The sequence below is a fragment of the Peristeroidobacter soli genome, from assembly GCF_004138485.1.
Lineage (GTDB): Bacteria > Pseudomonadota > Gammaproteobacteria > Steroidobacterales > Steroidobacteraceae > Steroidobacter > Steroidobacter soli.
In genome coordinates, this window is record NZ_ML142848.1 from 1551247 (window position 1) to 1566057 (window position 14811).

General features: G+C 62.3%; 13 protein-coding genes. 5 read left to right on the plus strand and 8 right to left on the minus strand.

What is annotated here, in order from left to right; genetic code table 11:
- Nucleotides 1-489, plus strand: coding sequence for a (2Fe-2S)-binding protein (locus tag EKO19_RS06515; RefSeq protein WP_129775537.1), 489 nt, complete (start codon nt 1-3; stop codon nt 487-489).
- Here EKO19_RS06515 and EKO19_RS06520 read toward each other — a convergent pair.
- Nucleotides 479-811, minus strand: a complete 333-nt coding sequence (locus EKO19_RS06520; RefSeq protein ID WP_129775538.1) for an Mpo1-like protein — start codon at nt 809-811, stop codon at nt 479-481. The genes EKO19_RS06515 and EKO19_RS06520 overlap by 11 nt on opposite strands.
- Before the next feature lie 56 nt (nt 812-867).
- On the opposite strand from EKO19_RS06520, the gene EKO19_RS06525 reads away from it, so the two are divergent.
- Nucleotides 868-1086, plus strand: a complete 219-nt coding sequence (locus EKO19_RS06525; protein ID WP_129775539.1) for a hypothetical protein — start codon at nt 868-870, stop codon at nt 1084-1086.
- On the opposite strand, the gene EKO19_RS06530 is transcribed toward EKO19_RS06525, so the two are convergent.
- Together EKO19_RS06530 and EKO19_RS06535 are read right to left on the minus strand one after the other, a co-directional pair.
- Nucleotides 1083-2069, minus strand: coding sequence for an LLM class flavin-dependent oxidoreductase (locus EKO19_RS06530; protein ID WP_129775540.1), 987 nt, complete (start codon nt 2067-2069; stop codon nt 1083-1085). The genes EKO19_RS06525 and EKO19_RS06530 overlap by 4 nt on opposite strands.
- Nucleotides 2070-2194: 125 nt before the next feature.
- On the minus strand, nt 2195-2815 hold the full coding sequence (locus tag EKO19_RS06535) for a hypothetical protein (protein WP_129775541.1): 621 nt from the start codon (nt 2813-2815) through the stop codon (nt 2195-2197).
- 82 nt (nt 2816-2897) lie between these two features.
- Here EKO19_RS06535 and EKO19_RS06540 point away from each other — a divergent pair, with 82 nt between their 5' ends.
- Both EKO19_RS06540 and EKO19_RS06545 read left to right on the plus strand, forming a co-directional pair.
- The gene (locus EKO19_RS06540; RefSeq protein ID WP_129775542.1) at nt 2898-3296 is read left to right on the plus strand and encodes a hypothetical protein; all 399 of its coding nucleotides are present in this window, start codon (nt 2898-2900) and stop codon (nt 3294-3296) included.
- 99 nt (nt 3297-3395) lie between these two features.
- Complete coding sequence (locus EKO19_RS06545) at nt 3396-4571, plus strand: ATP-binding protein (protein ID WP_217705147.1); 1176 nt, start codon at nt 3396-3398, stop codon at nt 4569-4571.
- Between the two features lie 60 nt (nt 4572-4631).
- On the opposite strand, the gene EKO19_RS06550 is transcribed toward EKO19_RS06545, so the two are convergent.
- Both EKO19_RS06550 and EKO19_RS06555 read right to left on the minus strand, forming a co-directional pair.
- Entirely contained in the window at nt 4632-6077 is a 1446-nt protein-coding gene (locus tag EKO19_RS06550; protein WP_129775543.1) for a prolyl oligopeptidase family serine peptidase, read from the minus strand.
- A gap of 335 nt (nt 6078-6412) precedes the next feature.
- Complete coding sequence (locus EKO19_RS06555) at nt 6413-7579, minus strand: trans-sulfuration enzyme family protein (RefSeq protein WP_157995139.1); 1167 nt, start codon at nt 7577-7579, stop codon at nt 6413-6415.
- 333 nt (nt 7580-7912) lie between these two features.
- On the opposite strand from EKO19_RS06555, the gene EKO19_RS06560 reads away from it, so the two are divergent.
- Nucleotides 7913-9025, plus strand: a complete 1113-nt coding sequence (locus tag EKO19_RS06560) for an AAA family ATPase (protein ID WP_157995140.1) — start codon at nt 7913-7915, stop codon at nt 9023-9025.
- Here the strand turns inward: EKO19_RS06560 and EKO19_RS06565 are convergent.
- The 3 genes from EKO19_RS06565 to EKO19_RS06575 are packed head-to-tail and all read right to left on the minus strand — an operon-like array spanning nt 8978 to nt 14803.
- Nucleotides 8978-10636, minus strand: a complete 1659-nt coding sequence (locus EKO19_RS06565; RefSeq protein WP_129775546.1) for an N-acyl-D-amino-acid deacylase family protein — start codon at nt 10634-10636, stop codon at nt 8978-8980. The genes EKO19_RS06560 and EKO19_RS06565 overlap by 48 nt on opposite strands.
- Before the next feature lie 44 nt (nt 10637-10680).
- Nucleotides 10681-12357 carry a serine hydrolase gene (locus EKO19_RS06570; RefSeq protein WP_129775547.1) on the minus strand — a complete coding sequence of 559 codons (1677 nt, stop codon included), beginning with the start codon at nt 12355-12357 and terminating at the stop codon, nt 10681-10683.
- Nucleotide 12358: 1 nt separating this feature from the next.
- Nucleotides 12359-14803, minus strand: coding sequence for a TonB-dependent siderophore receptor (locus EKO19_RS06575; RefSeq protein ID WP_157995141.1), 2445 nt, complete (start codon nt 14801-14803; stop codon nt 12359-12361).
- Nucleotides 14804-14811 lie beyond the last annotated feature (8 nt).

Below are 14811 nucleotides of genomic sequence, written 5' to 3' on the forward strand. Positions count from 1 at the left end.
ATGCCCATCGAATTCACCCTGAATCGCCAACCGGTCACTGCGCCCGACGCCAAGGCCGAGATGCCGCTGCTGTGGTTTCTGCGAGAGGACTTGCGACTCAAAGGAACGAAGTTCGGTTGTGGCATCGGCCAGTGCGGTGCCTGCACGGTCCTTTCCAACGGCAGCGCCATCCGCTCGTGCGTGATGCGCGTGGCCGATGCGAAAGGTCTGTCCATCGTCACCATCGAAGGCCTGGCCGGCGATGAGCGACATCTGCATCCCGTGCAACAGGCGTGGATCGAAACCGACGTGCCTCAATGCGGCTACTGCCAGGGCGGCCAGATCCTTGCCGCCGTTGCCCTGCTCGAGCGCTCCCCCAACCCCACCGACACCGACATCGATGCGGCCATGACCAACCTCTGTCGCTGCGGCTCGTACGTGCGAATCAGAAAGGCCGTGAAGGCCGCAGCGCTGAGGACCAAGACGAGCCAGCGCTCACTCAGATCTTGACCTTGCCCAGCCAGATATCCCGATACATCACCCAGTCGCCGCGAAAACTGTATAGCGGCCGCTGGAAGCTGGCGGGTTTGTTCCTCTCGAAAGCGAAATGCCCGACCCAGGCGAAGCCGTAGCCGCATAGCAGGCCGACTAGCAGCCAATAGCCGTCGCCGGTGGCCAGAAGTAGTACCAGGCAACCGAGCGCCAGTGTCGAGCCGATGAAATGCAGGAGGCGGCAGGCGCGGTTGCTGTGCTCGGACAGGTAGAAGGGATAAAATTCCTCGAAGGTCCTGAACGCCTTCGGGTCGACGGCAGTCGCGGGCTCGGTGTCCATGCGGCTTCCCTCTGAATCGATACCGCATACCTTGCGCCCGCCGGCGCCAAACAGCAATGAGTTACGACGATATCCCCGACGTCCGCGATGGCCTGACCCGCAAGGAGCGCATCGTTCTGTACGTGCTGCACCAGACTCAGCAGGAACGCGGCGACCACAATGTCCCCACGCCCATGCTCTGGGGGCGCGTTTGTGAGTATTTCTATATCAGCCCGGAAGAGCTGTCGAAAATGCTGGCGCGGCTGGGCGCCATGAAATACCCGGGCCAGCCCTAGCCCGCGTTGGCCTCCGCCGCGATCTGATACGAGCGCAAGCGGGCGGCGTGATCGTAGATCATCGATGCGACGATGATCTCATCCGCGCCCGTGACGTCGGCGAACGCCTTCAACTCACGACGCACGGTGTCGACCGTGCCGATGGCCGAACAAGATAACACCTCATCCAGAATCGAGCGGTCGTGCGGATGCAGATTCTCGTAGTACCCCGGCACCGGCGGCTGCAGTTTCTTGGGCGTGCCTGAACGCAGATTCACGAACGCCTGCATCATCGATGTCACAACCACCTTGGCTTCTTCATCGGTGTCCGCGCCGAATACATTGAAACCGACCATCGCATAAGGCTTGTCCAGATACTGCGACGGTTTGAAACGCGCCCGATAGATCTCCAGCGCATGCATCAACTGCCCCGGCGCGAAATGCGAGGCGAACGCGAACGGCAATCCCAACGCCGCCGCCACCTGCGCACCAAACAAGCTGGAACCGAGAATCCAGAGAGGAACATTCAATCCCTGCCCCGGCACCGCCTGCACCCGCTGACCTTCCTGCAGCGGCCCGAAGTACGCCATCAGCTCCAGCACATCCTGTGGAAATGCATCCGGATCGGAATTGAGGGTCCTTCGCAGCGCCCGCGCTGTCGCCTGATCCGAGCCGGGCGCGCGCCCCAATCCAAGATCGATCCGGCCAGGAAACAACGACTCCAAGGTGCCGAATTGTTCGGCGACCGTCAGCGGCGAATGATTCGGCAGCATGATGCCGCCGGCCCCGACCCGAATGGTCGATGTTCCCGCCGCGACATGTCCGATCACGACCGCCGTGGCCGCGCTGGCGATGCCAGGCATGCTGTGATGTTCCGCGAGCCAGAACCTCTTGTACCCCCAGCGCTCGGCATGCTGAGCGAGATCGAGCGAATTGCGCAGGGACTGGGCGGCGTCGCTGTTCGCCGGGATAGGCGACAGGTCGAGAACGGATAGTGTAGCCATGGCGGCAGAATACTGGAGCCGCGTCTCCGGTATTCAAGCCATGCGGGAACGACAGAAGTTCACGGACAAAGAAAACCCGCCTCCGTGGGGAGGCGGGTCAGGTTCAAGGTTGGGTCGTCGGAAAACTATTGGCCGTCCCGTGTCTGTTCGTTGTGTTTGGCGTCGTAGATGTCGTGGCTCTGCTGATTCAAGTCCTGATGCAGGTCGATGCGCTCGTCCCGGGTCAACGTGCCATCGGCCTTGTAAGCCTGTTCGGTCTGCCGGATCTCACGCCGGCCGTCGCGCAGCTCCTGCGCCTCGTCATGCGTCAGCTCGCCCGTCTTCACGCCATTGACGATCCGACCGGTCTGATTCGCCTGCCGCTGATTCACGCCAGGATCGCGCACTGCCGCCGGCGGGCGATCCTGTGCGTCGTGCTTCTGGTTGTAGATATGACGGCTGGCCTGATTTTGTTCCTGATGCAGATCGACCCGCTCGGCCCGCGTCAGCTCACCATCGGATTTGTAAGCTCGCTCCAGCTGCCGGACATCGCGCTGCTCACGAGCCAGCTTGCCAGTCTCCCGACGCGTCAGCTCACCGGACTGCACACCCTGCTGTATCCGCTGCCGCTGATTCTGCTGCCGGGCATTGACGCCAGGATCCCGCACCCCGGCCTCCGCCTGACTCAGGCTGGCGACTCCCATGACACCGGCGATCATCAGCACCAAAGTGAAGCGACGTTTCATCGTTACGTTCGAGACCTGCATGGCCAGCTCCTCGTGTTGTTCCAGATCAAGCGGTCTGGGGGATACAACGCGGCTCGCCGCCGGCGGTTGACGCCTTTGGTTATTGTTAAGAGCGCGCCTGACAGTCGCTGCCCGGCGACATTGCGAGGCGTTCACCGATCTGGCGCGACAGTCGCGTTATCACTACGCCCGCGTGCTGGAAGAAACTCCCGAGGACGTCGAGTCGCTGTTATACGCCGGCACCGCCTCAATCTGGGCCCAACGCCCTGACGACCTCGCCCGTGACGGCCTGGTCCGCGCGTGGCGCGATCGAAAGATTCGTGACGATGAGATCGCCTACGCGCTGGCCTATCTATATGCACGCGACGACTATGCGGTCGCCACGCAGTATCTCGAACTCGCGCTGATGTACGCGACCGGCTATCGACGCCAGCAGCAACTCGCACGGGAGATTGGCGACTGGGGCGCGCATGCGCCGCAGAGTGCGGCGTCTAGGGAGTGAGTATAGGCAAGAAACCACCTCCACGGCGCCGACTGCTACCATTGCTTCTACACCCCCGGAATTGTAAAATCCTGCATTAGATTTCCGGGGTTGCAATTTGTGATCAGTCGCCGCCTGCGCCCGTACATCGAGGACCGGCTCAAGCACATGCCTGGTGTCGTGCTGCTGGGACCGCGCCAAGTGGGCAAAACCACAATCGCGCGCAGCATCGCTTCGCGCAAAGCGAAGTCGGCGGCTGTGTACTTGGATCTCGAGCGACCCGTCGATCAGCGACGGCTGCACGATGCGGATACGTTCCTGAGAGCACAGGCCGGAAAACTCGTGGTTATCGACGAGATCCACCGAGCTCCGGCATTGTTCGAAACACTTCGAGGCATCATTGACGACCGTCGAGCCGGAGGTGAGCGCGCCGGGCACTTCCTGTTGCTCGGCTCTGCGGCCATCGAATTGATGCGCCAGGCATCAGAATCGCTGGCTGGCCGGGTCGCATATGTGAATCTGGGGCCGATCGATGCTCTGGAATTTCCCACTCAGGTCGGCAACACCGATCGACTGTGGTTGCGTGGTGGCTTTCCGGATAGCGTGCTCGCACCCAGCGATTCAGCGAGCCTCGACTGGCGCCGCGATTTTGTCCGCAGCTATCTCGAGCGCGATGTTCCGATGTTCGCTCCGCGTCTTCCGGCTGAAACCATCGGGCGGCTGTGGACGATGCTTGCTCATGCGCAAGGCACGCCGCTGAACCAAGCGCGGCTGGCATCGAGTCTCGGCGTCACCTCTCCTTCGGTGAGCCGCTACATCGATCTGCTCGTCGATCTGCTTCTGGTCTGCCGCCTGCGCCCGTGGGCCGGCAACGTAGGCAAGCGACTGGTACGCACGCCCAAGGTCTACCTCCGCGACAGCGGGCTGACGCATGCCTTGCTGGATATCGAGACCTGGGAGGACCTGCTTGGTCACCCGGTCGCAGGCGCGAGTTGGGAGGGGTTCGTTATCGAGAATCTCATTGCGGCAGCGGGTGACAGACGTACTCCATATTTCTATCGCACCGAGGACGGCGCAGAAATAGATCTGGTGTTCGAACGAGGCGGCAAGCCGGAAATGGCGATCGAGATCAAGCGCTCATCCGCGCCAACGCTCTCACGCGGCTTCCATAGTGCTCGCCAGGCACTGAAAGTAAAGGAAAGCTATCTCGTTCACGGCGGGACGGAGTCGTGGCCGGAGAGTGACGGCGTCACCGCCATCGGCTTGGTCGAACTGATGCGCAAGCTCGCAAAGTAGGCCTGAGGGCCTGGGGTTCAACCGGCGGCCTCACAAGCCAACTTCCCTCAGACCGCCGCCCTATCTCGATTTGACCCGGCCGCCTTCGAACAGAATCGACCCATTGGCGTCCGTGGCCATATCCATGTGCTCCGAAAACCACGCATCGACCTGCTCGAAGGCGTGGGTCGCCGACGCCGGCGTTTCAAATCCGTGGCCGTCATCCACGTAGCGGAGCATCCGTGCGGGGACGTGACTTTGTCGAAGTATCGAGAACAACGCTTCAGCCGACGTAGGATCGCCCGCCGCGAGCGCTTCTTGGTTCCGATCGCCGCCGACCATGATGAGGGTCGGTGTCCGGCTCTTGTAACCATCGAACAGAAACCCGCCCAGAAAATCCTTCGGCCGCTCCGCGAGTTTGCCGACGCGCTGTTCCCAATACGCCGTTGAAGCAAGCGAACCGGTGCGAGCGCCGGTCAGTCCGTTGAGAAAATCAGGCAGGACGCCGGAGCCGATCTGATCGTGGATGGCGGCCGCACGATATCGCGTACTTCGAGTGAGAAGCAGATTGACACGCGCACCACCGGCGCTCGACCCGAGCACGCCGATTCGCCCGGCATCGATATAGGGCCGCTGCGATATCCACTCGACGCCAGCCTCGACATCGCGTGTATCGGCTTCGATTCCGCCGTAGTCGCCGTTGCGATGACGTGCGGCAGCGATCCCCGGTCCATATTCTCCGGAGGAACTGTAATCCGGCACGAATACCATATAGCCCTTGGTAGCCCAGGTGTGCCATTCCAACGGGCCCTTCGCGGTCAGCGCGCTGAGGGGAGCCATCAAATACAGAAAGCTGCTCGGCCCGCCGCCGTGGACATCCACGAACAGCGGATATTTCCTGTCGGGATCGAAGTCCGGCGGATAGATCACCCAGGCTGCCAGCTGCAGACCTGCACCGTTTGGAAACTTCACGCGCTCGAAACGACCGAGCCGAAAGCGCGTGGCCGGTTCGTTCAGTAACGCCACACGGACATCGCGATTCGCCTGCGTCGCGCGCCAGTGCAGCTCGATCCGTGCGAAGCCGTCGCTGGCGACATAGGCGAGTCGCTGCCCGTCCGTCGACAACTGCAACTCCCGCTTGAGCATCGGCGAGTCGGTCAGCGCGATGGCACGCCCCTCGAGATCGGAGCTCTGGATTTGTGTCCATCCGCCGTCGCGAGTCAGATAATAGAGTCGTCGTGAATCGGGCGCCCAGCGTACGCTCCGACCACTGACGTACTTGTCATGCGTGAGTCGTCGCACCTTGCCGGTCGACAGTTCCACCAGCAGCAAAGAGTTGAAGTCCTCCCAGATCTGCGAATCGATATCGCAAGTCAACGACATCCATCGACCGTCGGGAGAAACGCGCGGCGCGATGTCCTGCATGATTCCGCCGACCCTGAACACGTCGCGCGCCTCGCCCCCTTGCAGTACCCGCACGACGGTCTCGGTCGGTTCTCCATTCGTCGCCCAGAAGCGTTGCGTCACGAAGTACAGATCGTCCCCGGCACCAAGGTAAGCTTCGGGGCTACGAATCGCCTCGTGGTGCTCGACGCGTAGCAGACGCAGGATGCCTCCTGCGCGAGGTCCGGGACATCGGCGCTATTGCGCAGACGCGCCGACAGGAACCGCCGCAGGCGATGCCCGTACCGTACAGCGATCGCTGCTACGAAGTTCTGTTGGCGCTTGGCTGACATCGAGACGCACCGCTGACCCACCCATCCAACGGCTTAAGAGCGTTGGTGCGCGAAAAGTGGCTATGGGACGGGCGAACCCCAGCCTCGTGCGTAGCAGAATCAATCGGTTGGAGCGGCATCGGCAGGTCAGGAGCCCGCCAACGCCTCCCGCAAATCCGCGATCAAATCCTCGACATCCTCGACTCCGATCGACAACCGCATCGTCCGGTCCGATACCGCGGCCCACTTCTTTTCAGTTTCATTCAGATCCCGAGGGGTCATCAATTGCCCCGGTTGAATCAATGACTCGGTGGAGCCAACGCTGGCGGAGATAGCAAACAGCTTCAGTGCGTTCGCAAACGCCGTCGGCGCAATCCCGCCCTCTTTCAGCTCGATGGAAACGATCGCCCCGCCATCCTGCATCTGCCGCTGCGCCAGCTGATACTGCGGGTGTGAGCTCGAGCCCGGATAGGTCACACGCTCCACGTTGGGATGCGCTTCCAAAAAGCGAGCGATCTCCAAAGCGTTCGCACACTGACGTTCATACCGGAGCGCGTACGTCTTCAGCCCACGCTGGATCAGGAACGCCGTGTGCGGATCGAGCGTCGCGCCGATCACGATGAAATCGGTGCGCATCCGATCGATGAGTTCGCGACGGGCGATGACCGCGCCGCCCATCACATCGCCGTGCCCCGACGCGTACTTCGTCAAGCTATGCACGAACACATCGATGTCGAACTGCCCGTGGTTGTGAAAGCCGGCGAACGTATTGTCCAGCACCGTCAACGCACCATGCCGCTTTGCCGCCGCGGTGATGGCTTCGATGTCCGCGACCTTGAGCACAGGGTTGGTCGGCGTCTCGAAGATCACCAGGCGCGTCGGCTTGCTCGCCAGCGTCTGCTCGATACCAACCGTATCCTCGATCGACAGCATGGTGTGCGTGACGCCGAAGCGCGCCAGCAACCGACGGATCATGTAACGCGTCGGTTGATACATCTCCGCGAACAGCACGACGTGATCGCCCTGTTTGCACAACGCCAGCAGCGCAAGGTTGACGGCCGCCACGCCCGAGGCAGTCAGCAAACACTCGTCCCGCCCTTGCAGCTGAGCGAGCGTCAGGCCCAGCTGTTCCAAGGTGGGATTGGAAACGCGAGAGTACTGGAACCCTTCGCGCTGTCCGCGCGACTGCCGCTCCGACTCGGCGACGTCATCGAAGGTAAATTTCACCGATTGATAGATCGGCGCGACCAGCGGCCGGTTGTCGGCGGGCACGCTGACGCCGGGCGGGTGATTCAAGCGAGTGGAGATTTTCATGGCTCGGGCCCGATCTAAGTAAAGTCGCCACTGCGAAGATACGGCGCAATTCGCCTCCTCGCCACTATTCATGCAAAAATCGTTGACATGGGCGCGGCCGCGAGTAGGATGCGCGACCCCGAGTTCACAACGGCCTCAAGGAGCCGGTCAATGTTCGCACCGCCCAATCTCAACCTCGATATCAACTATCACGAGCGTTAGTTTCGCGAGATGACTTGCGGAGCGCGCCCGCTCCAGCAAGTCAGGTGCGTAGCCCTTTGGCTCCAACGAACCCCTGGCTGGGAAACCCGCCAGGGGTTTTGTTTTTCCGGCTTTGGAACTTACGAACACTTTATGAGCATTCACAAGCTGAGTCCCGAGAGCAGCGCGGCCGAGCAGAGCGCGTTGGCGGTCGGATTGAATTTTCATCACGAGATACACCGGTTCCCCGAAACCATCCTCAAGGCGCGGGCCATCCGTGCGCTCGAGAACATCGCGGCGAAGTACCCGGTGTATCGCCACGTGCGTTACGCGTCGCAACGCAAGCTCGAGGAGCTGTTCGACGATCTCGCCCTGCACTCGGGGTTGAGCGCCTGTCGCCTGGGCGCCGGCAGCCTGTTGCTGGAGGGGCCGGGGATCTTCATCAGCGCCGAAGGCTGGCGGACCGGCATGTTCGTGTCGTGCGGTTTCAACATCTGGACCGAGAGCGTCGCTCGCATCGAGGAAATACGCGAAAGACTGCTACGGATCATCGGCGAGGCGTTCGCGCGTCACCGCATGTTCACGCTGTCCTGGAACTTCATGGACAGCCGCTCGGGACTGAACTTCACGACGTTCGACGAGTTGGCCAACGACGACTTGCATGACGAGGCTTACCCGGTCTTCGACCGCCCGGTTCGCACCTTCATCCGCGACTATCTGGATGCGGACGAAACCGTGCTGTTGTTGCTGGGCCCGCCCGGCACAGGCAAGACCAAGCTCGTGCGGACCATCCTCGGCGCAATTTCCGAGCGCAAGGGCGATAGCGCGGAGGTGATGTACACGGGCGACAAGAAGGCGCTGGAGAGCGACGAGATCTTCGTCGACTTCATCACCGGTCAGCACGACGCGTTCGTCATCGAAGACGCCGATCATCTGCTGTTGGCACGCAGCAGCGGCAATCACGATCTGCATCGCTTCCTGGCGATCGCCGACGGCGTGGTTCGGGCGCAGGGTCGTAAGATCATTTTTACGACCAACTTGCCGAACGTCTCCGACGTCGACGAGGCCTTGTTGCGACCGGGCCGGTGTCATGCCGCCGTGCGCACTCGATTGCTGATTCGCGACGAAGCGCGGGCATTGATGCGTCGACTCGTTGCGGATGAAACTCGCTGCGACCAACTACTGAGCGAGTTGTTCCCGCCGGGCGTGCGGGCCGTGTCAGTGGCGGACGTGTATCAGGCCAGTGGCTCGACGCGACGTGCTTGATTGAGACGACACGAAACGCCCGGGCTTCGCGCCCGTGTGGTTGCCGTCGCTGATGACTTGCACGCCGTTGACGAACACGCTGGTCACACCGGTAGCGTAGCGGTGGGGTTGTTGAAACGTTGCGCGGTCGGCGACTGTGACTGGATCGAAGACGACCAGGTCCGCATAGTTGCCGACGCGCAGCGTGCCGCGATCGCGCAGACCGAGCGTCATCGCCGGCAGACCAGACATTCTATGTATGGCGTCAGCCAGGCTCAGTACGCGCTCTTCGCGGACATACTTGCCAAGCACTCTCGCGAAGGTTCCGTAGTCGCGAGGGTGCGCGCTGCGTTGAAGTGACGCTCCTTCAGCGGCACGTGAGTCGCCATCCGAGCCAAGGCTCATCCACGGCTGGCGCAGCTGCAACCGAACATTCTCTTCGGACATGGCGAAGTAGGCCACCTGCAGTCGACCGCCCTCCTCGATCACCAGATCCACGATGGCATGCTCGGGCGACACCTGCCGTTCGCGAGCGACTTCGCCAATCGTCTTGCCGAGCCACCGTCGCAAGGACGGCTGGTGAGCGCCGAGGATGAGCAACTTGTCGGGCGAACCGGCGTCATGCAGCGCATTCGACCAGCCCTGACCCGGACTTCCCATCTCACGCACGACGCGCTCGCGAATCGTCGGGTCTCGCAGCCTTGCAATCCAGGCCGCGTTACCGCCCTCCTGCACCCACGGTGGCATGGTCAGATCCAATCCAGTGAATGCGGCAGGGTAGGGATACATGTTGGCCGTCACTTGCAGGCCGCGCGCACGCGCGGCGGTGATCCTGTCGATCACCGTCGACATCTTCGGCCAGTTCGGTGCACCGAACGCTTTGAGGTGATAGATCGCGACCGGAAGCCGGGCGCGTTCGGCAATCTCGATCACCTCATCGACCGCTTCCAACAACTGCGCACCCTCGCTGCGCATGTGAGAAATGTAGCTCCCACCGAAGCGAGCTGCCTCCGACGCCAACGCCACCAACTCGTCGGTATCCGCGTAGATAGCCGGTGCGTACTGCACGGCTGACGTGACGCCGAACGCGCCATCCTGCATGGCTTCGCGAACCAGCGTGCACATTTGTTGCAACTCAGCCGCGGTCGCGCGGCGATTCTCTCGCCCTAGAACGTGCACTCGGATCGACGTTGCGCCGACAAACGACGCGATGTTGGGACTGACGCCGCGACGTTGGATCAGCTCCATGTACTGCCGTTGCGTGGTCCAGTCGGCTTGCACGTCAAGCTCCTCGAGCTCCGCCGCTGTCTCCCGACGCATGCTCGGATTGAGCGGCCCCATGGTCACGCCTTCGCCCAGCACTTCCAGCGTTACGCCCTGACGAATGTCGCTCTCGCTCCGGCTGTCGGTCAGGAAGGTCCAGCTGGCTTGACTCAACAGATTGATGAAGCCCGGCGCAACAGCGCGGCCATCCGCATCGATTTCCAGTTTCGCCGTCGACTGACTCAGGTCGCCGATGCTGACGATACGGTCGGCGCGCACGCCAACGTCGCCTTTCGTACCGGCCGTGCCGGTGCCGTCGTAGACGGTCCCATGGCGAATGATGACGTCGAAATCAGGTTCAGCGGCCATCGCTCCGACTGCGAGCAACAGCCCGACGACTGCGAGCAAACGCACTAGGGCGTCACCGGCTTGAACGCGCCGCCGAGCAGCACCCAACCAGGATCGAGCGAGCTGACGCGGCCCCGCGCATCGACTTGGAAGGTCGCAAAGAACTGCATCAACTCGGCGCCACTGGTCGCGACCTGCAAACGAAACGTATCGTGATGCCAGTGTTGCAGCCGCCAGCTGAACACGCCGGGCAGTTGCAGCGTCAGATCGTTCCCCACGCGCTCGACACGAATCTTGCCGAACGCAGCGTTCTGATAGTCGCCCGCATACGCAGACATCGGCAGCGAGGGCGGCGCCTTTGGCAAGCGCGAGCGCTGCAGTTGCCGCTCCGAGGCTTGCCGAGCCTGCTCACCACTTTGCATCGTTCGCAGAAAATCCGCGCTCCAGTCGTGGGGCGGCGCGCCCAACATCTCGTCCAATGCGCGCAGAGCGATGGCTGTGTTGAATAATCCGCGTCCGCCATAGCCATAGCTATTCGCCAGCACGACCACCGCCATGCGCCGCTCGGGCAGGATATCGATGCGCGACATGCCACCCAACAGCGCACCGCCGTGATTGATGATGCGATGACCGCGATAGCTGTTGACGAACCATCCCAGCGCGTAGGCCGGCGGATAGACGGCATGCTCACTGTCCGATTCGACCAGCCTCACCGCACGCGACGTGATATCGAACGACGCGGAGGGGGCATCGTGGACGAAGATCTGCGGCGTATGCAGCTCGCGCAAAGTATCGGCCCGTAGTAACGGCGTTGCGTTCGCGCCAGTGCCGCTACCCATATTGAAGCGCGTCCACTCGAGCAGGTCCTGGAGGTTCGACACCATCGAACCCGATGCGCCGATACCGCCGGTCGACAACACCTGCCAGGGCAATGGGCGACTGCCCTGTTCGGTGAGCCAGTGAGGCATGGCTACGTTCGCTGTGGGGACGTCATCGATACTGGCGCGCCCGGCCGGGGCCTGACCGTACATCGACGGCGCCAACCGATCGCGACTCCAGATGTCTGCAGCGACGACGTCAGCACGGGTCTCGCGCAGCTGCAGAGGAGTAAGGATGCGCTGCTGTACGAACTCACCCCAACTCATGCCGGAGACCGCCGCGACCACTTGCCCAGCGACGTCATACATCGTGTTGCTATAGAGCACGGAGTCGCGAAACGGAATGCGCGACGATAGCCTGCTCACATCGCGTAACAGCCGCTGCGCATCCGTGGGCACGATGGTATGCGTTCCGCCCTCCAGCCCGGTGCGGTGACCGACCAGATCGCGAACCGTGATGTTTTGCGTCAGCCAGGGATCGGCGACGCGAAACGCGGGCAGATGTTCGACCACAGGGTCGTCCCAGCCAAGCCTGCCCTCATCCACCAGAATGCCGAGCGCCGTGGCGGTGAATGCCTTGGTCAGCGAGCCGATCTGGAACAGCGTGTGCGCATCGACGCGCGGTTCCTTACCGATTTCTCGCGCACCGAACCCTTTGGCATACACGACCTCGCCGTCGCGAATCACACCAACCGCGACGCCGGGCACTTGCCAGTCTTGCCTCGCCTGCTCGATGTAGCGATCCAGCGCCGCCAATGAAGCGCCCGCTTCACTCGCCTGCGCCGAAGCGATCAAGAAGGCGTGACCGGCCAACACGGCCGCGGCCCCGAGCCGCAGCCGTTTCATCCACTGCTGACTATTCATGTTACCAGGTGTATTGCGCGGAGAAAGACAGGTTGCGTTCGTCGCCGTAGAAGCAGGCGAACGTGCACGCGGACACGTATTTCTTGTCCATCACATTTTTCACGTTCAGCGCAAACCGCCAATTGCGTGAATCGTAGCGCGCGGACACGTCGTAGTCCTGGTAGCTCGGCACCACGACGGTGTTGAGCGTGTTGAACGACTCGCCGATGTAACGAACGCCCGCACCGAGGCTCAGCTCTGCCTGCGCGCCGACGCGATAGTGATAATCCGCCCATAGCGACGCCGTGTTGTCCGGCACCGATGCGGGAGTGCGCCCCAGGTCCACCCCGTTGCTGCGAGTCACTTCGGCATCGGTATGGTTGTAGGCAGCGATGAGATCCAAGGTTTCACCGAACGAGACGCGCCCCTCCACTTCCACACCGCGCGCACGAATCTCCCCGGTTTGCACCGAGAAGCCGGTGTGCGCCGGGTCGATCGTGACATTGTTCTGCTGAGTCAGTTCATACACGGCGAAGGTGAGCGTGCCGAAGCCGCCCTTCGGCTCATACTTCAGTCCGGCCTCGTATTGAATGCCTTCGGTGGGATCGAACGGCTGACCCGCGAAGGTGCTGCCGCCGATCGGCTGGAACGACTCGGCGTAGCTCAAGTAAGGCGCCAGACCGATGTCGGAAAGATACAAGAAGCCGATGCGCTTGGTGAATGCATCCGCCTCGACGTTGCTGAGCGTCACCACGCCGGCGGTGGACACAGTGCGGTCGTCGGAGTTGGTGTCATCCCAACGTCCGCCGGCCAACAATATCCAACGACCGTCGAGCTTCAGGTGATCCTGCAGATAAATACCCAACTGCTGACTATCGGAGACCGTCCGAGTGGCAGTTGCCGCCGGCGTGACGACTGCGCCGTACACCGGAGCGAAAATATCCAGCGCACCGACCGTGCCCCTGCGGGAAGTGCGCTCGAAATCACGATCGCTGTAGTCCACACCGAACAACACCGAATGTTCGAAGCGGCCGAACGCCCATTTGCCGAGCACTTGATTGTCGATGCTCCAGCCCTGGTCGGCATCGCTGCGCATGTAGGGGAAGCGGTTGACTAGTCGACGCGTGGCCGTATCGGTGCTCGCACTCCCTTCGATGCCGGCGAAGTCCACTTCGTAATCGAACGCGAGCACGTTCTGGCGCAGCTGCCACGTGTCGTTGAAGCGATGCTCGAACAAGTAACCCAAGGTGCGGCCGCTCGGGTTGAACTTGTCGAAGCCCGGCTCGCCGACGAAGGTCTTGCGATCGACGCGGCCGTTGGGATTGGGCAGCACCGAGCCATCGAACGGCTTGCCGTGATCGTAGCCGGTCTTGCTATCGTGATAAGTCGCCAGCAACGTGAGCTTGGTGCGCTCCGAGAGCGACCAATCCATGGCCGCCGCGACCGAGATCCGGTCGTCGGGAATCTGCTCGATCATGGTATCGCTCTCGCGCACCAGGCCGGTCAGCCGGTAGCCCAAGGCACCGTCCGCGCTCAGCGGTCCACCGAAATCCGCGTTGATCTGGCGATGATTCCAACTGCCGATCTGCGCTTTCAAGGCATGCAGCGGCTCGGCGGTGGGGCGCTTGCTCACCATGTTGATGAGTCCGCCCGGCGGCGTCTGGCCGTACAGTACCGAGCCCGGCCCTTTCAATAACTCGACGCTCTCATACAGATACGGCTCCATCGCGCCACTGGTGGAGTTGATGGGAAACTTGCTGCCGTTGACGTACAGCGGCGCCGAACCGGTGACGTTGAAACCGCGCACCACGAAGCCCGTCGAACCGCGACGATTGGCGCCGCCGCCCATCGAGTAGATGCCGGCCGAATAACGAAACGCCTGCTCCAGGGAATCGACCGAGCGCGCTTCCATCTGCTCGCTGGTCACCACCGAGACTGACTGCGGCGTTTCGAGCAGCGGCAGGTCCATCTTGGACGCCGCACGACCGGCGGATGGCTGATAGAAGCGCGCGCCCCGCACCACGATCTCCTCGGGACCCGACTCCAGCTGGGCGACGGACGAGGTATTCGCCTGAGCCACTTTCAGCGGCCGCTCCTCGGCCGTCGAACGATAGGCAATCGGGGTCGAGGCGCCGGTGGCGGTGGCGGCCGGACGGGCCGAACGGATCGCTACCGTGCGAACATCCAAATACTCGTAGACCAGTCCCGTGTTCGCCAGCAACCGGGTCAACGCCGCGTTCGGATCGAAGCTGCCCGACAGCGGCGCGCTCATCAAACGCCGGCTCTCATCCGAGGCCAGGAAAAACACCTGCAGCCCGGTCTGGCGCGCGAACTCATTCAGTGCGTCGTCCAGCGACTGGGCACGAATCTCCATTTTCACGACGGTTGGCGGCGGCTCCTGCGCCGCCCGGACGCCGCTCACAGCCAATGTGCCGGCGACCAGCACGGCCGGAAATAGTGCTTGCATCGACATCT

Coding starts and splice junctions, on each gene's coding strand:
- EKO19_RS06560 (WP_157995140.1), top strand. CDS start 7,913: ATGAGCATTCACAAGCTGAGTCCCGAGAGCAGCGCGGCCGAGCAGAGC.
- EKO19_RS06525 (WP_129775539.1), top strand. CDS start 868: ATGAGTTACGACGATATCCCCGACGTCCGCGATGGCCTGACCCGCAAG.
- EKO19_RS06570 (WP_129775547.1), bottom strand. CDS start 12,357: ATGAATAGTCAGCAGTGGATGAAACGGCTGCGGCTCGGGGCCGCGGCC.
- EKO19_RS06575 (WP_157995141.1), bottom strand. CDS start 14,803: ATGCAAGCACTATTTCCGGCCGTGCTGGTCGCCGGCACATTGGCTGTG.
- EKO19_RS06530 (WP_129775540.1), bottom strand. CDS start 2,069: ATGGCTACACTATCCGTTCTCGACCTGTCGCCTATCCCGGCGAACAGC.
- EKO19_RS06535 (WP_129775541.1), bottom strand. CDS start 2,815: ATGCAGGTCTCGAACGTAACGATGAAACGTCGCTTCACTTTGGTGCTG.
- EKO19_RS06515 (WP_129775537.1), top strand. CDS start 1: ATGCCCATCGAATTCACCCTGAATCGCCAACCGGTCACTGCGCCCGAC.
- EKO19_RS06520 (WP_129775538.1), bottom strand. CDS start 811: ATGGACACCGAGCCCGCGACTGCCGTCGACCCGAAGGCGTTCAGGACC.
- EKO19_RS06565 (WP_129775546.1), bottom strand. CDS start 10,636: ATGGCCGCTGAACCTGATTTCGACGTCATCATTCGCCATGGGACCGTC.
- EKO19_RS06555 (WP_157995139.1), bottom strand. CDS start 7,579: ATGAAAATCTCCACTCGCTTGAATCACCCGCCCGGCGTCAGCGTGCCC.